Annotated in this window: 18 protein-coding genes; 9 read left to right on the plus strand and 9 right to left on the minus strand. The window is 75.1% G+C overall.

Translation table 11 applies throughout. The features are described from left to right. Positions 1-271 precede the first annotated feature (271 nt). Both ACFYU9_RS02020 and ACFYU9_RS02025 read right to left on the minus strand, forming a co-directional pair. Positions 272-958: a sigma-70 family RNA polymerase sigma factor gene (locus ACFYU9_RS02020; RefSeq protein ID WP_389341469.1), complete on the minus strand. Its 687-nt coding sequence runs from the start codon at positions 956-958 to the stop codon at positions 272-274. 150 nt (positions 959-1,108) lie between these two features. Next, complete coding sequence (locus ACFYU9_RS02025; protein ID WP_389341472.1) at positions 1,109-1,843, minus strand: hypothetical protein; 735 nt, start codon at positions 1,841-1,843, stop codon at positions 1,109-1,111. Positions 1,844-2,081: 238 nt separating this feature from the next. Here ACFYU9_RS02025 and ACFYU9_RS02030 point away from each other — a divergent pair, with 238 nt between their 5' ends. Both ACFYU9_RS02030 and ACFYU9_RS02035 read left to right on the plus strand, forming a co-directional pair. Beyond that, on the plus strand, positions 2,082-3,308 hold the full coding sequence (locus tag ACFYU9_RS02030; RefSeq protein ID WP_389341475.1) for an MFS transporter: 1,227 nt from the start codon (positions 2,082-2,084) through the stop codon (positions 3,306-3,308). A gap of 243 nt (positions 3,309-3,551) precedes the next feature. Next, complete coding sequence (locus ACFYU9_RS02035; RefSeq protein WP_389341478.1) at positions 3,552-4,649, plus strand: sugar ABC transporter permease; 1,098 nt, start codon at positions 3,552-3,554, stop codon at positions 4,647-4,649. Here the strand turns inward: ACFYU9_RS02035 and ACFYU9_RS02040 are convergent. Further along, positions 4,636-5,820 (minus strand): acyl-CoA dehydrogenase family protein, encoded by a 1,185-nt coding sequence (locus ACFYU9_RS02040; protein WP_389341480.1) that lies wholly within the window; start codon positions 5,818-5,820, stop codon positions 4,636-4,638. The two genes, ACFYU9_RS02035 and ACFYU9_RS02040, sit on opposite strands and share 14 nt — an antisense overlap. A gap of 118 nt (positions 5,821-5,938) precedes the next feature. Here ACFYU9_RS02040 and ACFYU9_RS02045 point away from each other — a divergent pair, with 118 nt between their 5' ends. Beyond that, entirely contained in the window at positions 5,939-7,708 is a 1,770-nt protein-coding gene (locus ACFYU9_RS02045; protein WP_389341483.1) for a CoA transferase, read from the plus strand. Then, complete coding sequence (locus tag ACFYU9_RS02050; protein WP_389341486.1) at positions 7,705-9,366, plus strand: class I adenylate-forming enzyme family protein; 1,662 nt, start codon at positions 7,705-7,707, stop codon at positions 9,364-9,366. Before ACFYU9_RS02045 ends, ACFYU9_RS02050 begins: the two co-directional genes overlap by 4 nt. 52 nt (positions 9,367-9,418) lie before the next feature. Here the strand turns inward: ACFYU9_RS02050 and ACFYU9_RS02055 are convergent, their stop codons facing one another. Genes ACFYU9_RS02055 through ACFYU9_RS02065 form a run of 3 tightly spaced genes read right to left on the minus strand, consistent with a single transcriptional unit; the run spans position 9,419 to position 11,687 of the window. Continuing rightward, entirely contained in the window at positions 9,419-10,228 is an 810-nt protein-coding gene (locus ACFYU9_RS02055) for a metal ABC transporter solute-binding protein, Zn/Mn family (RefSeq protein WP_389341489.1), read from the minus strand. Further along, positions 10,177-11,055 (minus strand): metal ABC transporter permease, encoded by an 879-nt coding sequence (locus ACFYU9_RS02060; protein WP_389209992.1) that lies wholly within the window; start codon positions 11,053-11,055, stop codon positions 10,177-10,179. Before ACFYU9_RS02060 ends, ACFYU9_RS02055 begins: the two co-directional genes overlap by 52 nt. After that, positions 11,052-11,687 carry an ATP-binding cassette domain-containing protein gene (locus tag ACFYU9_RS02065; protein WP_389341492.1) on the minus strand — a complete coding sequence of 212 codons (636 nt, stop codon included), beginning with the start codon at positions 11,685-11,687 and terminating at the stop codon, positions 11,052-11,054. The genes ACFYU9_RS02060 and ACFYU9_RS02065 overlap by 4 nt, the downstream gene beginning before the upstream one ends. Positions 11,688-11,838: 151 nt before the next feature. Here ACFYU9_RS02065 and ACFYU9_RS02070 point away from each other — a divergent pair, with 151 nt between their 5' ends. Next, the gene (locus ACFYU9_RS02070; protein WP_389341495.1) at positions 11,839-12,579 is read left to right on the plus strand and encodes a DJ-1/PfpI family protein; all 741 of its coding nucleotides are present in this window, start codon (positions 11,839-11,841) and stop codon (positions 12,577-12,579) included. 108 nt (positions 12,580-12,687) lie between these two features. After that, positions 12,688-13,305, plus strand: coding sequence for a hypothetical protein (locus tag ACFYU9_RS02075; RefSeq protein ID WP_389341498.1), 618 nt, complete (start codon positions 12,688-12,690; stop codon positions 13,303-13,305). Between the two features lie 348 nt (positions 13,306-13,653). Here ACFYU9_RS02075 and ACFYU9_RS02080 read toward each other — a convergent pair whose 3' ends face one another. Beyond that, a complete protein-coding gene (locus tag ACFYU9_RS02080) occupies positions 13,654-13,869 on the minus strand; it encodes a hypothetical protein (RefSeq protein ID WP_389210000.1) in 216 nt (71 codons plus the stop codon). Between the two features lie 172 nt (positions 13,870-14,041). Here ACFYU9_RS02080 and ACFYU9_RS02085 point away from each other — a divergent pair, with 172 nt between their 5' ends. The 3 genes from ACFYU9_RS02085 to ACFYU9_RS02095 all read left to right on the plus strand — a co-directional run bounded on the left by ACFYU9_RS02085 (position 14,042) and on the right by ACFYU9_RS02095 (position 18,835). Next, entirely contained in the window at positions 14,042-16,867 is a 2,826-nt protein-coding gene (locus ACFYU9_RS02085; protein WP_389341501.1) for a BTAD domain-containing putative transcriptional regulator, read from the plus strand. A 247-nt stretch (positions 16,868-17,114) separates the two neighbouring features. Next, the gene (locus ACFYU9_RS02090; RefSeq protein WP_389210004.1) at positions 17,115-17,600 is read left to right on the plus strand and encodes an RICIN domain-containing protein; all 486 of its coding nucleotides are present in this window, start codon (positions 17,115-17,117) and stop codon (positions 17,598-17,600) included. A 17-nt stretch (positions 17,601-17,617) separates the two neighbouring features. Continuing rightward, entirely contained in the window at positions 17,618-18,835 is a 1,218-nt protein-coding gene (locus ACFYU9_RS02095; protein WP_389210006.1) for a DUF4185 domain-containing protein, read from the plus strand. An 81-nt stretch (positions 18,836-18,916) separates the two neighbouring features. On the opposite strand, the gene ACFYU9_RS02100 is transcribed toward ACFYU9_RS02095, so the two are convergent. After that, positions 18,917-19,927 (minus strand): NlpC/P60 family protein, encoded by a 1,011-nt coding sequence (locus tag ACFYU9_RS02100; protein ID WP_389341504.1) that lies wholly within the window; start codon positions 19,925-19,927, stop codon positions 18,917-18,919. Between the two features lie 13 nt (positions 19,928-19,940). Beyond that, positions 19,941-20,912: an LGFP repeat-containing protein gene (locus tag ACFYU9_RS02105; RefSeq protein ID WP_389341507.1), complete on the minus strand. Its 972-nt coding sequence runs from the start codon at positions 20,910-20,912 to the stop codon at positions 19,941-19,943. Between the last annotated feature and the right edge of the window lie 123 nt (positions 20,913-21,035).

Genomic DNA, 21,035 nt, shown 5'->3' on the forward strand with positions numbered 1-21,035 from the left:
AGCACGGCCAGGAACGCCCACAGGGCGGCGGGCGGCCCGCCTCCGCGCGAGGCCGTTCGCGTACGCGGTCGCCGCGAACGCGACGAGGATTCTCGGATGGTGTCCACCGGCCGCCCTTTCAGAGCTCGACGGCGCCGCCGCTCGGATCGGGGGCGCCCTTGAGGAGTCGGACCACCGGGCAGTCCGGTTCCGGCGCGGGGAGAGAGGCAGGGGGAGGGGTCGGGGTCCCGGCTTTGGGGTCCCGGCCCCTCCCGCCGCCCGAGCGCGGAGGTCAGGCCAGGGCGAGCGCCCCGGTGAACCTCCGCCGCGCGGTGCCGGCCGCCGGCCCACCCGTGGACTCCGGTTCCCCGTCGCCCCGCAGCAGGGAGACCAGGGACGCGCGGGCGCGGGCGACGCGCGAGCGGACCGTGCCGACCGGGCAGCCGATGGCCTCGGCCGCCTCGGCGTACGGCAGGCCGAGGAGTTGCGTGAGCACGAAGGCGTCGCGCCGTTCGGCCGGGATCGAGGCCATGAGTTCGGCGAGCGCGACACCGTCCTCGAATCCGGGCAGGCCCAGGGGCTGGGTGTGCTCCGCCTCCGCCTGCCAGTCGTCGCGGTCGGACAGCCTCGGGCGGGCGGCGGCGTGGCGCAGGCTGTCGACCACCGTCCGGCGGGCGATGGAGAGGAGCCAGGTGCGCGCCGAGGACCGGCCCTGGAAGCGGGGCAGTGCGGCGATCGCGCGCAGGAAGACCTCCTGGGTGAGGTCGTCGGCGGCCTGGCGGTCGGCGCTCAGATACGCCACGTACCGCCAGACGTCGCGGTGCAGGGCCCGGACGAACAGGTCGGCCTTCGCGGGGTTGCCGTCCCGCGCGGCCAGCGCGAGCAGGGTCGTCGCCGCGTCCGCCCCGGCGTCCGGGGTGTGCGCGGAGCGAGCGGGTCTCGCCGGACCCTGGTGGAGGGTGTCGTGGGCAGGAGTCATCGCCACAAGTCCTTAAGAGGCAAGGGGAATCCGGCGACGCGCGGGAGTCCGGCGGCGCCGGTGAGGGGTCGCGGCCCGCCGGGAGGGCAGGGCCGATGCCCGAGCGACAGCGGTGACGGTCGTCAGCGGTCGAGCTCGGGGAGCCGGCTGTCAGGAGACAGCGAGTGCCCTCGGGGGACCCCGGGAGATGACGGAATGAGCGAGGAGGAGCTGCCGGGGAGCGTGCTCGTCACCGGCGCGGACGGGCCGGATCCGAGGATGCCGCGGGGGTACGGGGACGACGGCGGCGAGCAGGAGTCGCAGCGGCCACAGGGGCCGGAAGCGCCACAGTGGCAGCGCCCGTACGAGACGGAAGACGGCCCGCTCCCCGTACGCCATCCACAGGCCGCTCAGGAGCGCGGCGAGGAGGTGCGCGGACAGCATCCCGAGGGACGACGACATGTCCGTCATGTCGTGGGCGCCGGCCCCCGAGCCCGCGGGCACGTGTTCCATGGCCGCGTGTCCCATGGTCGCGTAGGCCGTGTCCATCCGCCCCATGCCCATGTGCATCAGCCCCATGCCCATGCCCATGTCCATGTCCATGTCCATGTGCCCGATGTCCATGTGCCCCATGGCCGTGTGAGCCATCGCCATGTGCTCCACGGCGGGCTGACGCGGCGGCAGGGCCCCGGGCCGCTGGGACCAGGAGAACGCCTGGTGCAGGGCGCTCTGGACGGCCACGGCCGCCGCCGTCACCGCGAACAGGCCGCGCTCGCGGCCCGCCAGGACCCAGGCGACGGCGAGAGTCCCCGCGAACGCGAGTCCGAGCGCCGGCGCCGGCAGGTCCTGACCCGACATCAGGACGTGGCCGGTGGCCGCGAGCAGCACACAGACGGCCGCGAACATCGCGGCTCGCACTCCTCGCGAACATCGGCCTGGTGTCATGGCGCGCCCATCCTTGCACCCCTCTCCGGAGGCATGAGGGCGGGTGCGGCACTCACGGCCGCCCCCTCGACCTGTCGGGTCATGAGTACGCGACTGTGGCGCGGCCCACAAGAGCGCCTCGGGAACTCCCGGCACCCCCGCGACGACTTCTCGGTGGCGACTCCGGGTGGCCCGGCCGTCGCACGGGAGGGGGAGCCACGTGAAGTCCGCGGGTACGGCGGCGGCCGCAGGTGGAGAGGCGGTGGAGTCCGGGCGCGTCGCGCCGCGCGGGCTGACCGCGCTGCTGACGACGGCCATGGCCTTCTCGATGATGCAGCTCTTCCTGCTCGGGGCGCTCGGGCCGCGCCTCGTCGACGCGCTCGGCGTCTCCCCGACGCTGCTCGGCCTGACGACCACGGTCGGGTTCGGTACCGCCGCCGTGCTCTCGCCGGCCGGTGGCCGGATCGTGGACCGGGTCGGCCCCCGGCGCGCGCTCGTCGCCCTGCTCGCCGTGTCGGGAGCGGCGCTCGGCCTCGCGGGCGCGGCTCCCGGCCCCGCCCTGCTCCTCGTGGCGGTCGCCCTGGGCGGTCTGCCGCAGGCGCTCGCCAACCCGGCGACGAACAAGGCGATCCTGGCCGCCGTCCCGGCGCCGAGGCGCGGTGCCGTCACGGGCACCAAGCAGTCCGGCGTGCAACTCGGCGCCTTCGCGGCCGGGTTGCCGCTCGCGGCGGCGGCCGGCCCGCTCGGCTGGCGGGGCGCGGTGTGGGTGGCGTCCGCGGCGGCGCTCGGCGCCGCCCTGTGGGCCTGGCGGGCGCTGCCGGCCGACCCGCCGGCCAAGGCCGGCCCAGCGCTCCGTGCACCGGCCGCACCTGACGGCCCCGTGCCGTGGCTGGCCGGCTTCTCGCTCTTCCTGGGCGCGGGCATCGCCTCCGTGAACACCTATCTGGCGCTGTTCGGTGCCCGCCGGCTCGGCATGGGGCCGACGGTGGCCGGTGCGCTCGTCGCGGTCCTCGGCCTCGCCGGGATCGCCGGCCGCGTCGGCTGGTCCCGTGCCGCCACGCCCGGCCGGGCCCCCTGGCTCCCCGGCCTGCTCGCGGGCGGCGCCGTCGGCGCGGCCGCGCTGCTGGTCCTCGCCGTTCGCGTCGAGCCGCTGGTGTGGCCGGCCGCCGTGGCGGTGGGCGTCTTCGCCGTGTCCGGCAACGCCGTCTCGATGGTCCTCGTGCTGCAGCGCTCGGCGCCGGGGCGGGCCGGGCAGGACTCGGCCTTGGTCGCGGCCGGCTTCTTCGCCGGTTTCGCCGTGGGCCCGCCGCTCTTCGGCCTGCTCGCGGAGCGCGGCCGGTACGGCGAGGGCTGGGCCCTGGTCGCGGGGGAGTTCGCCGTCGCGGGCGCCGTCGCCGTCCTCTGGGCGGTCAGGGACCGCCGTACGGGGCGGGGGGCCGCGACGTGAGCGGTGCGGGGGGCCGCGAGGTGAGCGGGCGAGGGGCCGGAGGTGATCGGTGGGAGGGGTCGCGAGGTGATCGGTCCGAGGGGTCGCGAGGGGTCGCGACGTGATGGGGGCGAGGGGTCGCGAGGTGATCGGTGCGAGGAGTTGCGACATGAGCGGGGCGGGGGGCCGCGACGTGAGCGGTGCGAAGGCCGCGAGGTGAGCGGGGCGAGGGGTCGCGACGCGATCGGTCCGAGGGGTCGCGACGTGAGCGGCGCGAGGGGCTGGGCCGAGGAGGCGCTGGAGCTGCTGCTTTGGCGGGTGGCCGAGACCGCCGGGCAGGTGGGGGAGCGCTTTCCGCTGTACGCCGACCCGGACGGCGGCCGCTGGACGACCACCGGGCGAGGTTCGTGGACCGGCGGCTTCTGGGCCGGCCTGCTCCGGCTGCGCGCCCGGCACACCGGCGGCGCCGCGGACCGCGCGGCGGCCGCCGCCGCGACCGCCCGGCTCGCGCCCTGGGCCGAGGCGGACACCGCGACCCGCGGTCTCGTCGTCTGGTACGGGACCGCCCTGGCCGACGAGGACGACGCGGCCGCCGCCGTGCTGCGCCAGCGCGCGGCGAAGGCCGCGCTCGCGGCCTGGGACCCGGCGCTCGGCCTGGTCCCGTGGGGCGCCGCGCTCGGCGGGCCCCGGCTGCGGGCCCGCGCGGACGGCGTCCCCGGCCTCGTACCCCTCCTGGCGTGCGCCGGAGACGAGGGGCGGGCGGCGGCGTCGGCGCATCTGCACCGCCACCTCGACCTGTGCCTGACGCGGGAGGGCTCATGGCGGCCCCGCCCGGCGTGGCGCTGGGACGTGGCGCGCGGCGGCTGGGCGGCGGAGGCCGATCCCGCGCCCGGCTGGAGCCGGGGCGAGGCATGGCTGCTCCTGGCGGTCGCGGACGGTCTGCTGCGCGCGGACGGCCCGTCCTGGCACACGGACCGGCTGGCCACCGACGCCCAACGTCTGCTCCTGCGAGGGGAGTTCCTCGACGGGCCGGTCGTCCCGCCTGCCGAAGCCGGTGCCCCCGAGGGGCCGCCGGACACCTCCGCGGCCGCCATCGCCGCGGTCGCCCTGCTGAAGCTCGGGTGCCTGACCGAAGCCGCTTGGGCGGGGGAGGCGGCGGCCCGCGCGGAGGCGGTCCTGCGCCGGCTCGTCGACGCGCACCTCACCCGGCCCGGCGGGCCCGGGCCCGCCGGCATGCTCCTGGACGGCTGCTACGACGCGCGGAGCGGCACCGCCGTCCGCCACGAACTGGTCTGGGGAGACTTCTTCCTGGCCCTCGGCCTGGCCGCCCTCCTCGGCCGCGTCGACCTCACGCGGGTGTGACGGAGGATCCCGGCCGCCGGCCCCGCAGCACCCGCCGGGCGACCGAGGAGACGTGCTGCTCGTCGGGGCCGTCGAGGATCCGTGCCGTCCGGCCCGTGCGGAACAGGGCGGGCAGCGGCGTGTCCGGGCCGAGCCCGGCGGCGCCGAACACCTGGATGGCGCGGTCGGCGACCTCCTGGAGGGTGCGGGCCGCCGCCGTCTTCGCCAGGCCCACCTCCACATGGGCGTCGCGCCCCTCCGCGACCAGCGCCATCGCCTCGCGCACCAGCGCGCGGGCGCTCCGCAGCGCCAGGAGCGACTCGAAGACGTGCCGCTGCACGAGCTGCCGGTCCGCGAGCGGGCCGCGCGCGCCCTGCCGCTCCACGGCGCGCGCACACATCAGGTCGAAGGCGCGCTGTGCCTGCCCGATCCAGCGCAGCGCCCGCAAGGTGCGGCCGAGCAGGAGCCGTTCGCCGGCGATCGCCAGGGCCTGGCCCGGCTCGCCGACGAGATGGTCCCCGTCGACGCGCACACGGTCGAACCCGATCTCGTACTGTCCGGTGGCGCCGAGCACGGGCAGCTCACGAACGACGCGGAAGCCGGGGGAGCCGGTGGGGACGAGGAACAGGGACAGGCCGTCGCGGTCCCCGGCGGAGCCGCTCGTGCGCACGAGCACGGTCACCAGATCCGCCTCCGCCGCCCCCGACACGAACCACTTGCGTCCCGTGACGGTCCACCCGCCGCCGGCTCGCCGCCGCGCCCGGGCGGTGGTGAGGAGCGGCTCGGTGCCGGGGGCGTCCGGCTCCGTCATCGCGTAACACGTACGGAGCTCGCCCGAGACCACGCGGCGGAGGTATTCCGAGCGCACCCGGGACGAGCCGTGCCGGGCCAGCATGGTCACGTCCAGCAGGGACGCGGACCCCAGGGCCGCCGGGCCGTGGTCGCTGGCCCCCTCGGACTCCGCGACGGCCGCGTAGGCGCTCAACGGGAGCCCTCCGCCGCCCAGTCCGGCCGGCAGCGGCAGTGCCCACAGGCCGGCCGCGCGTGCCTCCGTGCGCAGCCGGGCCCGCAGCTCCCGGGCGGGCGGCCCGCCGGCGTCGAGCCGCGCCTCGCACGGGAACACCCGCTCGCGGACGAAAGCCTCCACCCGCTTCTCCAGCAGGTCGACATCCCTTACGTCATGATCCGTCACTGTTTCCTCCGTCATGGGAACTCGACAGAACACACGTCCGACTGCCTGCCCGTGGAAGTGGTCGGGCGTACCGGCCCGCCAGTTCCCGCCTTCGCATCGCCACCACGAGAGGACAGCCATGGCGTCACCAGCGACCACGTACACCGCGGTTCGCCGCCCGCTCGACGCACTGGGTTTCGGCATCGCCGGGCCGCGGTCCATGACGGCGGTCGTCGCCGACCATCTGCGGCGGCTCGGCGGACGGGTCCGGGACGCGGACCGCGGGGAGATCGCCCTCGGCGGCGCCGGGTTCGCGCCGGTCACCGCCCGTGCCGCCTGGGGCGCCCGGGGCTCCGGCATCGACGACGAGGCCACCGCGCAGGCCGCCACCGGTGTGATGGCCGTGCACGGCCGCCGCCACGGAGCCCCGCGCGGCCTCGGCGTCGACTACCTGGCCACCGCGACCGGCGTGCTCGCCGTCCAGGGGCTGCTCGCGGCCCTCGTCGCCCAGGCGCGCGGCGGCTCCGGGCCCCGGCACGCGGACGTCACGGCCGACCGGGCCGGCCTGCTCGCCGTCTCGCAGTACCTGGCCGCGTCCGGCGCCGACGAGCCGGAGGCCGTCGAACTCGCCCCGGGCGTCCCGCCGTTCACCTCGGCCGACGGCGTCGTCTTCGAGCTGGAGACGCTCGATCCCGGAGCCTGGGCCGACTTCTGGCGGGCCCTCGGAGCGCCGGCCGAGGCGATACGGGCGGGCTGGCGGCCCTTCCAGTTCCGGTACGCCACGGCCTGCGCGCCCCTCCCGCGGTCCCTGCACGAGGTCACCCGTGCGCAGCCGATCGAACGGATCCGGCAGGCGGCCGACGCCTCCGGAGCCGAGGTCTGCCGGCTGCGCACGCTCGCGGAGCGCGCGCACGAGGACGACGGTGCCGACCCCTGGACCCTGCGGGCCCTCCGGCCCGGCGCCCCCGTGGCCCGGCCGCCGGCCTCCCCGGCCCGTCCGCTGGAGGGAATGACCGTGCTGGAGGCCGGGCGCCGGATCCAGGCGCCGCTGGCCGCCCACCTGCTGGGCCTCCTCGGCGCGCGGATCATCCGGGTCGAGCCGCCCGGCGGCGACCCGCTGCGCGGCATGCCGCCCGCCCGCGCCGGCGTCTCCGCGCGCTGGCTCGCCCTCAACCGGGGAAAGGAGGCCGTCGAGATCGACATCACGTCGCCCGGCGAGCGCGGACGGCTGCGCGAACTGGCCGCCGAGGCGGACGTGTTCCTGCACAACTGGGCCCCGGGCAAGGCGGCCGCGCTCGCACTCGACGCCGAGCACCTGGCCGCCGCCAACCCCTCCCTCGTCCACGCCTACACCGGCGGCTGGGCGGACCGGATCGCGCACGCCCCCATGGGCACGGACTTCATGGTGCAGGCCCGCACCGGCGTCGGCGAGGCCGTCCACCCCGCTGATGAACCGCCCGCGCCCTCCCTCATGACCCTGCTCGACGTCCTCGGCGGCCTCCACGGCACGGAGGCCGTGCTCGCCGGCCTGCTCCTGCGCGAGCGCACCGGCCACGGCGTACGGGTCGAATCCTCGCTGCTCGGCGCGGCCGACACCCTGCTCGCCCCCGCCCTGGAACGCGTCCGCCAGGGCCACGACCCCCGCCCGCCGGCCGGATTCCGGCGCCCGCTGCGGACCGCGGACGGCTGGATCGCGCCGAGCGACGCCAGTGCGACGGCAGCGGCCGCGCACGACCTGAGCGGGCTGTGCACCGAGGACGCCCTGCACCGGCTGCGGGCCCGCGGCCTGACGGCGACCGCCGTCACCACCGATCTCACCGGCCTCGCACACGACCCGCGCCTGTCCGGCCCGATCAGCCGGGACACGCACGGTGCCCCCGCCGTTCCCGACCCCTGGAGCCTCGCGTGACCGTCACCCTCACCGACCTGCTGCCCGCCGGACTCCGCCGCTCGTGGGCGGTGGACGGCACCTGCCCGGACCTCGACCTCTACAGCCTGTTCCGGGCCCGGCAGATCGCCGACCTGCACCGCACCGCGATCCACGACGCCAAGGGCACGCTCTGCTACACGGCGCTCGACCGCAGGGCCAGAAGCCTGGCCGAGGGCCTGCGCGGCCTCGGCATCGGCCCCGGGGACGTCGTCGCCGTCCAGCTCCCCGACCGCCGCGACGCCGTCATCGCCGACCTGGCGATCGCCGCCCTCGGCGCCGTCGCCCTCCCCTTCCCGGTCGGGCGCGGGGCCGTCGAGGCGGAGTGCCTGCTGCGCCGGGCCGAGGCCGTCGCCGTCATCGCCGCCACCGAACACCGGTCCCGGACGCCTGCCGCCGGCCTCGTCACGATCGCGCCCGCCCTGCCGGCCCTGCGGCACGTGATCTCCGCCGGACCGGGGACCCCGCCCGCAGGAACGATTCCGCTCAGAGAACTGCTGCGCACCGACCCCACCGGTTTCGTCCCGGCCCGCCCCGACCCCGACAGCGCCGCCCGCATCCTCGTCTCCTCCGGCTCGGAGGCGGAGCCGAAGATGATCGCGTACTCCCACAACGCCCTCGCCGGCGGACGGGGCAACTTCTTCGCCTCCCTCATACCCGACGCCACCCCGCCCCGCTGCCTCTTCCTCGTCCCGCTCGCCTCCGCCTTCGGCTCGAACGGCACCGCCGTCACCCTCGCCCGGCACGGCGGATCCCTCGTCCTGCTCGATCACTTCACCCCGGAGGCCGCGCTGGCGGCGATGCGCGAGCACGCCCCCACCCACGTCCTCGGCGTCCCGACGATGATCCGGATGATGCTGGAGCACAAGGAGCGGACGGGAGAACGCGTGCCCGCCCCGACGGCGCTCGTCCTCGGCGGCGCCCCGCTCGACGAGGCCACCGCGTCCGCCGCCGCCGAGGCCTTCGGCTGTCACGTCGTGAACCTGTACGGATCGGCCGACGGCGTCAACTGCCACACCGGCCTGGACCACAAGGTCCCGCCCACCGACCGCTCCGGAGTCGTCGCGGGACGCCCCGACCCGCGCGTGGCGGAGATCAGGGTCGTCGACACCGAGACCCACGAGCCGCTGCCCGGCGGGCGGACCGGCGAGATCGTCGCGCGCGGCCCGATGACGCCGCTCTGCTACGTCGCCGCTCCGGAGCTCGACGCCCGCTACCGCACCGCCGAGGGCTGGGTCCGCACCGGAGACCTCGGCCACCTCGACGAGGACGGCGTCCTGCACGTCGTCGGACGTCTCAAGGACGTCGTCATCCGCGGCGGCGCCAACATCAGCCCGGCCGAGGTGGAGCGCGAACTGGCCGGTCACCCGGCCGTGCGCGACGTCGTCTGCGTGGGCGTCCCCGACCCGCTGATGGGGGAGCGCCTGGTGGCCTGTGTGGTGGTCAGGGGCGGTGCGGCGCCGACGCCGGACGACCTGGGCGCGCATCTGACCGCCCGTGGTGTGGACCGCTACAAGCACCCGGAGCACGTGCTGCTCGTGGACGCGCTGCCGCTCACCGCCGCGGGCAAGACGGACCGGGCCGCCCTCCGGCGCAGAGCCGCCGGCGAACGCCGCACTCCCGCACCCGTCCGGGGATGAGCGAAGGGGGAGGGGGACGCCGAAGCGTGCCCCTCCCCCTTCCCGTACGGGGTCAGGCCCCGCCCATGGCCTTCTTCATCGCCGCGGCCGCGTCGCGGTACACGGCGAGCAGGTCCAGGTCCTCGCCCGGGTAGTTCACGACCTCCACCTGCTTCGCAGCCACGTCGGGCAGCACCGTGCCCGTCGACATGTGGGCGTTGTCGAGGACGAGGGCGGGCTTCCTCGCCGACAGCGCGGCCAGCCGGGCCGGGGTGACCGGCTCGGGGCCGTACGTCCCCACCGTCGTCGCGCCCGCGAGGCCGGCCGCCCAGCCGGTGAAGACCTGGGTGACGACGACAGGGCTCTTCCCGCCCGGCCACGCCGACTCGAGCTCGCCGTTCAGCCGGGCGACCTCCCCGTCGAGCCGCGCCGTGAACCGCTCGGCGGCGCCCTTCGTGCCGAACAGGCCGCCCAGGCGGGTGATTTCGGCACTGGCCCTCGCCGGCTCGTTGTCCAGGTTCACCTCGACCAGCCTCGCCTTCGACCCGGCCGCCTCCTTGATCTTCGCGGCGTACGGCTCGAAGGGCGCGTACAGCACGAAGTCGGCCCGCGCGACGGCGGCCAGGTCCGAGGGCTTCGGGTCGTAGTCGGGGGCGTGGTGGACCGACCGCGGCACGATCACCGTGACGTCCTCGGCGCCGGCGGCCTTGGCGAAGGCCCCCTCCCAGGTGGTCGTGACGACCACCGCCGGCCGGTGGCCGGCCCCCTTGTGGGCCGCCGGCCCCGCAGCGTCCTCGCCGCCGCACCCGGTGAGCAGGGCGAGCGCCGCGGTCAGTGCGAGGAGGGAAGCGATACGGGCCGTGCGGACGCGGTTGCGCGCCATGAGCTGTTTCTCCGTTCGGGGATCAGATGCGCGGCGAGGACGACGGCCCCCGCCGTGAGGACGAGGACCGGGCCCGGAGGCCAGTCCAGCCAGAGGGCCAGCAGAAAGCCGGTGAGATCGACCGCGACGCCGACGCCGACCGCCCACAGGGTGATCGACCACAGCGAGCGGCCGAGCCGCCGCGCGGCGAGCGCCGGCAGCAGGGTCAGCGCGTCGACGAGCAGCGCGCCGGTCAGCTTGATCGCCCCGGCGACGGCCACCGCGACGAGCACGAGGAGCGCGGTGGTGAGGAGACGGACGGGGACGCCCGAGCACTGGGCGAGCTCCCGGTCGTACAGGAGCAGGGCGACCTCCCGCCGCTTCCACCAGAACAGGGACGGCACGACCACGGCGAGGACGCCGAGGACGACAAGGTCGGCCGTGCCGACGGACAGGATCGAGCCCCAGAGCAGGGCGAAGGCGCCCGAGGCGTTGACGCCGGAGACGGCGAGGACGAGGAGCGCGGCGGCGATCGCCAGACTCATCAACAGGCCCATGGCGCCGGACAGTCCGTCGGGCGTCCGGGCCAGTGGCGCCACCCCCGCGCCCGACAGCGCGCACGCCACCAGCGCGCACAGCATCGGATCGAGCCCGGTCAGCAGCCCGACCGCGATGCCGAGGAGGGCGACGTGCATCATCGCGAACCGCACCGGCATGATGTCGAGCCCGACGATGACCACACCGATCACGGGCAGCGCGACGGCCGCGAGCAGCAGGGCGAGACCGGCCCGCCGGACCGCTTCGAGCTGGAGCATCACCCCGAGGTCGGCCGTCGCGAGCGTGCTCACCGCACCTCCCGCAGCCGGCCGGCGGCCATCTCCAGGACCCGGTCGCAGCGTTCGGCGAGGGCCCGGTCGTGCGTGACGACGACCAGCGTCACCGGCAGGGCGGTCAGGGCGTCGGCCGCCTCCTCCTGCCCGGCGAAGTCGAGCGCGGCGGTCGGCTCGTCGGCGAGGAGCACCCCCGCCCCGGCGGCGACCGATCCCATGGCTCGGGCCAGGTACATGCGCTGCAACTGCCCGCCGGACAGCGTGTCGACGGGCCGGCCGCTCAGCGCGCCGACTCCCAGCCGCCCGGCGGCCGCGGCCGCGTCGGCCGGCGCGCCGCCGCTCGCCAGGAGCTCGTGCCCGCGCAAGGGGAACCGCCCCGCGGCCGGCTTCTGCGGGATCCAGGCGCACGACCGCCGTCGCCACGCCCACTCGGCCGCCGTACGGGCCGGCCGCCCACCGACCTCGATGGTGCCGCCGACCTGCCGGTGCAGCCCGAGGACCGCCCGCAGCAGCGTCGTCTTCCCGGACCCGTTCGTCCCGGTCAGGGCCACCCGCTCACCAGCGGCGATCTCCAGGTCGACTCCGGCGACCGCCTCGTTGCGGCCGTGCCGGCAGGTGACCGCCCGCATCCGTATGTCCAGTCCGCCCATCCCGTGCCCTTCACCGCCGCCGTCGTCGTGCGCTTCAGGAGTCGGACGGACCGGGCGGCGGGTTCCCGGCGAGCGGCGGGAACCGGGGAGTGCCGCCGCCCGACCCCTGTCATGTCGTCACCCGGCACTCCAGGAACAGGAGCACCACCCCATGAACCGCAGGCAGTTACTCCGCGCCACCACCGCCCTCGGCGCCACGGGAGCCCTCGCCGCCACGGCCGCCCCTCCCGCGTCCGCGGCGGCCCCCGATCCGGGCCGCCCCCTCCGCGTCCACCTGGTGATGTTCGACGGCGTGGAGGAACTCGACTTCGCCGGCCCCTACGAGGTCCTCTCGGCCGCCGGGTTCTTCACCCCGCGCCCGGTGGAGGTCCGCTACGTCTCGGCCACCGGGGCCCGCGGCGTCACCGGCGCGTACGGCACTGTGGTGCGCGGCATCCACCCGTGGGCCCCCGAGGAGGCGGACCTGCTCGTCGTCCCCGGCGGCGGCTACGCCCGCCGCGACAGCCCCGGCGTCCGGGCCGAGATCGACCGCGGCACCCTGCCCCGCGCCCTGGCGGCCGCGCCCCGCCCGGGTCTCACCGTCGCCGCTCTGTGCACCGGCGTCATGCTGCTCTCGGCCGCGGGGCTCACCAAGGGACGTCCGTGCACCACCCATCACAAGGCCAAGCCGGACCTCCAGGCACAGGGCGGCCTGGTGAAGAACGCCCGTGTCGTCGACGACGGCGACCTCGTCACCTCCGGCGGCGTCACCTCGGGCCTGGACCTCGCCCTCTGGCTGGTCCGCCGCGCACTCGGCGCCGACGCGGCGACGAACCTGGAGGAGATGCTGGAGTACGAGGCGCGGGGGACCGTTTGGACGCCGCCCCGGAGCGCGGCGGATCCGGCCCGCTGAACGGGCGCCGAGGCGCCAATTGGATCTTCAACAACTCCGTGGTGTAGAAAGCTCCGTCGATCAATCATGATCACGACATCGAGCACTCTCATTCGGGGGAATGGAAGAATGACCTCAACTCGCCGTGTTCTCAGCGCGATCGCGCTCCTCACCGCGCTGAGCGGCGTCGCCGCCTGCGGTCCGGACGACGCCGAAGGCGCGGCCGGAGGTTCCGGCGGCAGCGCCTCGTCGAGCGCGCCGTCGGCCACGGCATCCGGGGCGGCGGACTCCGGCGGGGCCGGAAAGGGCGGCCCGGCCGACGACGTCGACGGTGACGGAAAGGGCGGCGACTGCGGCAAGCCGCCGATCCTGCCCGCGGGCCACACGAAGGTGAAGGTCCAGCTGATGCGTGACGCCGGCGGTTTCGAGGCCGCGGTGGCCACGCCGCACTGCACGCCGAACGACTGGATCTACGGCGCCGAAAAGGACGCTCCGACCAAGCACTACGTCCTGCCCGAGAACGTCAAGGCGTATCTGGCCCTGGCCGCCGGCCCCGGCCAGTGGAAGCAGGTCGACCACGAGCAGCTGTCGCTGCACATCGACCGCTGTCTGGCCGAGGAGATCGGTGCTCCCACCGCCGACTACCCCAAGGTGGAGGCGCCCTACGGCTGCTTCGGCAACATCTTCGATATCACGCTGAACGCCAAGGGCGACGTGGAGACGATGAAGGAGATCTGGAGCGTCTGACGACGTCCGCCGGCCCGGCCTTCCGTGTGACGAGGGGCCGCGAAACGGGCCGTTGATCGGTTGTTGATCAGCCGTCCATCGATGACGGGCCTACTGGGAACCACCTTTTCGGTTCGGTTTCCTGGAGGGCCATCGTGCTCAGGCGGACGGTTCGCGTGGTGGTCGGTGTGGCGGTGGCGTTGGCGCTGGGCGCCGCGGTCGCACCGGCCGGCGGAGGTGCTGGGGTGGAAGCCGCCGGCCCGGTGTCCTCCAGGGCCTGCGGCTCCAGTCCTCTGGGCTGTTTCTGAAGGCGGGCCCACGCGCGAGCGCCGGCTGCCGTGGGCCGGTGTCACCCGGCGTTCGCCGTACTCAGCAGTTCGACGGATGCTCCAGGCACGGGACGACCGCGTGCCGGCCGGCCTGCAGGCCGAGCTCGGCGTAGGGGCGCTCGCCCCGGCCGCCACCGGACTGTTCCGCGTGCGCGGCCCCGGTGAGGGCGGCGGAGAGCAGGCCGCCCAAGGCGAGTACGGGCAGGAGGCGGCCGAGGACGGCCCGGCGGTACCCGCCGGTGCTGTGCTGCTTCATGGATCCACTCCATCGTGTCGTGTGTCGTGTGTCGTGTGTCGTGTGCCGGTGTCGGCTGTCCGAGCTTCGGCGCGGGCTGCGGGGAAGTGCTCAACGTTCGATGAACGTCCCGGTGCCGGCCGGGCGGAACGGGCGGCGGCGAGGCCCGGCACGGGCCAGGGGGAGGGTGGTCATGGACAGGTCGACAGTGACACGGACACCGCCGGAGCACCTGGCGGTGCGGCTCCTCGGGCCGCTCCGCGCCCGGCTCGGCGGGGAGCGGATCGAGCTCGGACCGCCGCAGCAGCAGGCGGTGTTCGCGATGCTGGTGCTGCGGCGCGGCCACGTCGTCGGGACCGGGCAGCTGGTGGAGGGGGTGTGGGGACCGGCCGCCGCGCCGCGCAGCGCGACCGCCGCCGTCCGCACGTACGTCTCACGATTACGCGCGGCCCTGGAACCGGACGGGTCCGCGCGGGCCGGAGGCCGCCCGATCGTCGCCGCGGAGGGCGGCTATCGGTTCCCGGCGCCGGCGGTCGTCGTGGACGCCGAGGTGTTCGCGCACGAGACCGCGGACCGGGACGGGACGGCCGAGGCCGTGTACGAGCGGCTGACGCGTGCGGTCGGACGCTGGCAGGGCGTCCCGTTGGCCGGGGTACCGGGGCCCTGGGCGGAGCGCCGCCGCGAACAGCTGACCGAGTCCCTCGCGGCGGCACGCGAAGACCTGTACGCCGCGGCCGTCGAACTGGGGCGATACGGGGAGGTGGTCACCGGACTCCGCTCGATGGTTGCGGAGTTTCCGCTGCGGGAGCGCGCGCACGGGCTGCTGATGCTGGCGCTGCAGCGCACCGGCCGCCAGGTGGAGGCGGCCCGGGCGTACGACGAGGCGCGCGAGGTGCTGGCGCGGGAACTGGGGACGCGGCCCTCGGCGGAGCTGACGGAGCTGCACCGTGGCCTCCGTACGGGAGGAAGCGCCCCCGCCCCCGCACCACGCGGTGCCACGGCCGCCCGCCCCTCGTCCTCGTCCCGCCCGGCCGCCCCGGACGATCGCCGACCGGGAACACCCGCCCCGTCCCTCGCCGCGCGCCGACCGGCCGGCGCCCCGGGCCACCAGCGGCAGCCGTCCGCGCCGACGGACCGCCGGCGGCCCTCGGCACCCGCGGCGACGGACCGCCGCCGGCCCTCGGCACCCGCGGCCACGGGCACCGTGCCGGGCGGCGCGCGGAGCACCGCGGCACCGCTTCCTTCCGACATCGGCTGCTTCACCGGGCGCGGCCGGCTCATCGGCGAGATCAGGGACCACCTGCTGCGGGCCCGCTCCGGGCACAGCCCGGCGATGTCCGTCGCGACCGTCACCGGCATCGGCGGCGTCGGCAAGACCGCGCTCGCCGTCCACGTGGCACACGGTCTGCGCGCGGCCTTCCCCGACGGGCAGTTGTACGTCGGCCTGCGTGCCGGCGCCACGCCCGCGGACCCGGCCGGCGCGCTCGCCGATCTCCTCTCCGTGCTCGGCATCCCGCCCGACCGGCTGCCGCTGGACCTGGAGGAGCGGGCCGCGCTGCTGCGCACCCAGCTCGCCGACCGCCGTGTGCTGCTGGTCCTGGACGACGCCCGGGACGCCGCCCAGGTGCGCCCCCTCCTGCCCGGGACGGCCGGCTCCGCGGTCATCGTCACCACCCGGGCACCGCACCTCACGGTCCCCGGCGCCCGTTCCTTCGCCGTCGACGTCCTCGCCGAGGCCGAGGCGGTGACGTTGCTCGGCACCCTCGCGGGCCCGGCGCGCGTGGCCGCGGAACCCGCCGCCGCCCGGGCCCTGGTCGACTCCTGCGGCCGGCTGCCGCTCGCCGTACGCATCGTCGGCGCCCGCCTCGCCGCCCGGCCGGACCACAGCCTGCGCACCTTCGGGGCGCGGCTGGCCGACACCCGCACCCGGCTCGGTGAACTGAGCCACGGCGACCACGCGGTGGAGTCCGCCTTCCGGCTCGGCTACCGGGCCCTGACGCCCGACCGGGCCAGGGCGTTCCGTCTTCTGTCCCTCCTCGACACCCCTGACGTGCCCCTGTCCGTCGCGGCCGCTCTGCTCGGCGCCGGGGAGCACACGGCCGAGAAGCTCGCGGAGGACCTGGTCGACGCCGGAATGCTGGAGTCCCCGGCCCCGGGGCGCTATCGCCTGCACGACCTGCTCCGGCTCTACGGCCGGCGCCGTGCCGAATCCACCGATCCCGCCGAGGACCGGGCCGCGGCACTGCGCCGGGTCCTGGCCCTGCTGCACGCCACCGCGGTGAGGGTGGCACGCACGGCACTGGCCGACGACATCCCCGCAGCCCCCTGGCTCCACCCGGCCGGCCACCCGGGCATCGCCTTCGAAGGCACCGAGCAGGCCCGCGCCTGGTTCCGCGCGGAGCACGCCGTGCTGACCTCCACCGTGGAACAGGCGCTCGCCTCGGTTCCCGGCGCCCTGCGGACGGCCGTGGACCTGCTGACGCTGATCGCGGTCTGCAGCCTGTTCCCGAGCCGGGGCCACTACGAGGACGCCTGCCGGCTCGCCGGATCGGTCGCCCGGCACGCGGCGGAGGCCGGCGAACCGGAGTACCGGGCCCGGGCGCTGCACTCGCGGGCCTGGCTCTCCTCTCTGGTGGGCGACCACGCGGCGGCGGAGACGGATCTGCGCGAGGCGCTCGACTGGGCGGAGGCGGCCGGCAGCGCCCGGCGCCTGCACATGTCGGGGGTGCTGCTCGCGCTCGCCCTGCGCGCCATGGGACGCGTCGGGGAGTCGGAGGCGGCGATGGCCAGGGCCGAGCGCTTCGCGGGCGATCCGGACGACCCGGCGAGCCCGGCCGGCTTCGCCCGCTTCGTGGCCCGCCTGCACGTCGCCGTGGGCGCGGACCGGCCGCCCGAGGGGCTGCCTCTGATGACACCGCTGATGCGGCGGGTGGACGCCCACGGGGCCTCGCTGGTCGAGGCAGGGGGAGTGGGCCGCCTGGGGGCCGCGCTGAGCGGTCCGGCCGCGGCGGACGACTGACCGAAGCCCGCCCGACTCATCGAAGCCCGCCCACGGCCGTCGGTCCGCGACGCCGGGCGGTGCGCTGGGGCCTGTCCGGCGGATCACGGCCTGTCCGACCCTGCCGGACAGGTTCTAGCCGCGGGGGAGAAGGGGCGAAACCCGGAACGTTCCGGATGCCTCGCGCAGCATGGCGCTGGCTACCTTGCGGGTCGCCGACGGCGGACCACGCCGCCGCGCACACGACTCCCTACGAGGAAGAGGTCCCGTGCGCAGAACGCGAACTGCCCTGCTGGGAGCGCTCGTCGCGCTCACCTCCCTGACCGTGGCGCCCAGCGCCTTCGCCGGCGAGGCCGGCGCCCCGGGAGCGCGGCCGGCCGCCGGGATCGCCGCGGACGCCGTCCAGTCGTTCCAGAACCAGGCCACGCACCGCTGCATCGACGACACCTCCAACGGCTTCCGCACGTGGGGCTGCAACGGCACCAGCCCCCAGCAGTGGTCCGTGCACGTCTGGGCCGACGGCACCCGCCAGCTGAGGAACGTGAACACCGGGCGCTGCGTGGAGGACACCGACAACGGGTTCCGCACCGTGTACTGCAACTCGAACGCCGAGCAGAGCTGGTGGGTCAAGGTGTGGGGCGACGGCACCGTCCGCTTCCAGAACCAGCTCACCGGCCGCTGCATCGACGACAGCGACGCCTACGGCTTCCGCACCTTCGCGTGCAACTCCACCCCGTTCCAGAGCTGGTCGTGACCATGGAGGACCGAGAGATGACGAACCCGTCCCAGCCCGGCCGCGTGCCCAGCAGGCGGACCGCGCTGAAGGCCGGCATGGGCCTCGCGGTGGGCGCGGGACTGGCCGTGGCCGCGCCCGGCACCGCGTCCGCCGCGCCGCGCGGCGCTCAGGGCGCCACCCTCATGGGGCAGGTCGGTGCCCCCTTGTGCGAACAGCCCGGGGACTCGGCGAGCGCGCAGGGCCTGGTCTCGGGCGACCTGGGCATCCCGTACTACCGGGAGCACGACGGCACATGGGGCTACGTCTTCGGCGACAGCTGGACGGGGCCCCGGCAGACCGGTGACTGGATCGGCTCGCCGGTGATGCTGAACCAGGCGAGCTTCGACAGCTCCGGCCGGACGCCGATCTCCTTCACCTGGGCGATGCCCACGGGCGGCGCGGCCCGCCAGCTCTTCGACTACCGGCACAACGAGGACAACGGCTACGGCGACACCGAGGTCTCCCGCATCCCCAACGACTGCATCGAGTTCGGCGGGCGCACCTACATCCAGTACACCTCGGTGTTCACCTGGGACCCGCCGCCCGGGTGGGACGGGTCGCTGATGTCCGGCGTGGCCTACTCCGACGACCACGGCGTGACCTGGCACGACTACCCGTACCACTGGCCCGGGGACCGTCTCGGCGCCAACCAGAGCATGTACGGCATGTGGTCGTTCGCCGGCATCGACAACGGCTATCTGTACATCTTCTCCAAGCGCTGGAACGGCGGGCACAAGAACACCGGGGACGGCGGCGCGATCCAGCTGTTCCGGATCACGCCGGACGACTTCCGGGCGGGGAACTTCGGGGCCCAGGAGAACTGGGCCTACCTGAACGACCGCTGGCAGTGGACCAGGGACGTCGGCCCGTCGGTCATCCTCTCCGGCAACAACATCGGCGAGTTCTCCGTGAAGCGCATCGGCGGCAGGTACTGCATGAGCTACCTGGACGTGACCGACTACTCGATCTGCACCCGCACCGCCGCCCGGCCCGACGCCGTCTGGACCGCCCCCAAGGTGCAGATCGTCGGGGACGGCTCGTGGCCGGTCAGCCACTGGGGCAAGCCCCAACTGCCCTTCCTGTACGGCGGGTACATCCACCCGGGCAGCGCCAGTGCGACGTCGCTGACCCTGATCGTGTCGCAGTGGTCCTCGGACGCGAACCGGCAGACCACCGCCTACCGGGTCCTCCAGTACGACGGCATCAACCCGTGATCCGCTGAGCGGGAGGCCCGGACACGGCACAGGCGCGGCCCCGGACACCGGGGCCGCGCCTCACGTGTGCCGCGCCGGGCGTCAGTTGGTGGTGATCCAGGTGCCGCGGGTGGCGCTCCAGTGGATGGTGGCCTTCTGGAAGGTCTGCTTGACGCCTCCGGGTTCTGCCACTTCGTCGGTGGTGGGGTAGCCGAGGGCGGCCTCGTGTCCGGCGTTGTGGAAGGCGTCGTAGATGGCGTCGTGGACGATGTGGGTGCCGGTCTGGGGTGACCAGAGGAAGAGGCCGTGTTCGAAGAACTGGTAGCGGCCCCGGGTGCCGTCGGGCGCGGTGGCAGCGTCGGCCTCGTCCATGGTGGGGAAGCCCCAGCGGCGTTCCGCGTCGGTCGCCCAGAACCGCTGCAGGATGTCCCCGCGCACCGCGTAGGCCACGTCCGGATGCCAGATGATCATGCCGTTCTGGAAGACCTGGAAGCGACCGCCCAGCGCGGAGTCGCGCTCACCGGTGGCCGGCGTGCCCAGGACGCCGTTCGGGCCGCCCATGCTGTCGTACTTCACGGCGATCCTGCCGTACGGGACCAGGTCGTCGATCCGGTCGTAGCGGCGCGGCGAGAACCCGCGCAGCCCGTTGCCCCACACGCGCTCCTCGGCCACGTGCCCGAAGTCGTACTCCTCGCGCACCACCGGCTGGGTGTGCGCCGGATCGGCCCACCGCACGAACAGCGCCACGTGGTGCGTGCCGCCGTCGACGTCCATGAGCAGGGCGTCGCCGGGCTGGAGGTCGCTCGCGGGGATGTCGTGGGTGACGTTCCACAGGTCCCAGGTGGTCAGCGCCCTGCCGAGGTTCCAGGCCATCGACACGAAGCCGGAGCAGTCGGGGCGGTAGCAGCCGTACTGGTTCTCGTGGCAGCCGTCCCAGCTGTACGGCACCTGCTCGGCCACCCACGACCACGAGCGGTCCATCACCTCGCCGCGCCCGATCGCGCCGTCCGGCACCGAGGCGCTCGCGGCGGGCGCCGTGGTCAGCGTCGCCGTGAGCACGCCGAGGAGCAGGGCCAGCGCACCCAGAGCTCGCCGGAGATTCGATGATCTCATCAGTGCCTCCAGGTCAGTTGGTGGTGATCCAGGTGCCGCGGGTGGCGCTCCAGTGGATGGTGGCCTTCTGGAAGGTCTGCTTGACGCCTCCGGGTTCGGCGACCTCGTCGGTGGTGGGGTAGCCGAGGGCGGCCTCGTGTCCGGCGTTGTGGAAGGCGTCGTAGATGGCGTCGTGGACGATGTGGGTGCCGGTCTGGGGTGACCAGAGGAAGAGGCCGTGTTCGAAGAACTGGTAGCGGCCCCGGGTGCCGTCGGGCGCGGTGGCAGCGTCGGCCTCGTCCATGGTGGGGAAGCCCCAGCGGCGTTCCGCGTCGGTCGCCCAGAACCGCTGCAGGATGTCCCCGTACACGGCGTACGCCACGTCCGGATGCCAGATCACGATCCCGTTCCGGAACAGCTGGAAGCGACCGCCCAGCGACGCGTCCTCCTCGGCGCGCACCGGAGCGCCGAGCGGACCGCCGTCGCCGCCCGTCGCCGCGTACTTCGCGCCGATCGTGCCGTACGGCTGGAACGCCTCGTCCCGCATGGCGCGGGCCTTGTCCTCGGCCGTGTCGTACTTCCAGCCGTAGGCGGAACGCTGCACGGCCTGCGCCAGTTCGCCGGCGGTGCTGCCCACCCAGTCGGGCTCCATCTGCTGGGCGACCTCGAAGAACCTGTTCGCGGCGTAGTCGACGTCGAGGCACTGCGCGGGCTCGCACCAGCCCTGCGAGGGCCGCTGCTGGAAGACGCCGAGCGAGTCCCGGTCCCCGCAGGCCAGGTTGTTCATCCGGGACTCGATCCAGCCGGTCTCGAAGCCGGCCAGCATCACCTTGTCGGAGACGCCCCGGCGCTGTCCGACCTCGTACACCTTGCGCGTCACCGCGATGTCCCGGTCCGGCGGGATGTCGCAGTACGTGGTGGCCGGCGCGGCGTGCGCGAGCGGGCCGGGCAGCGGCTTCGGGCCGTGGGCCCAGGCCGGGCCGCCCGGCAGCGACAGGGCCGTCATGATCAGCAGAACCGCTGCGCCGCGTCTCGCGCGGCTCGTACGACGTGAGGCTGTACCAGACACGTTCCTGCTCCTCTGCTCCGTAAGTAGCCCTGAGGCGAAGGGAGTTCGGATGCCCGGGCG

The organism is Streptomyces sp. NPDC004327 (genome assembly GCF_042873935.1).
Classification (GTDB): domain Bacteria; phylum Actinomycetota; class Actinomycetes; order Streptomycetales; family Streptomycetaceae; genus Streptomyces.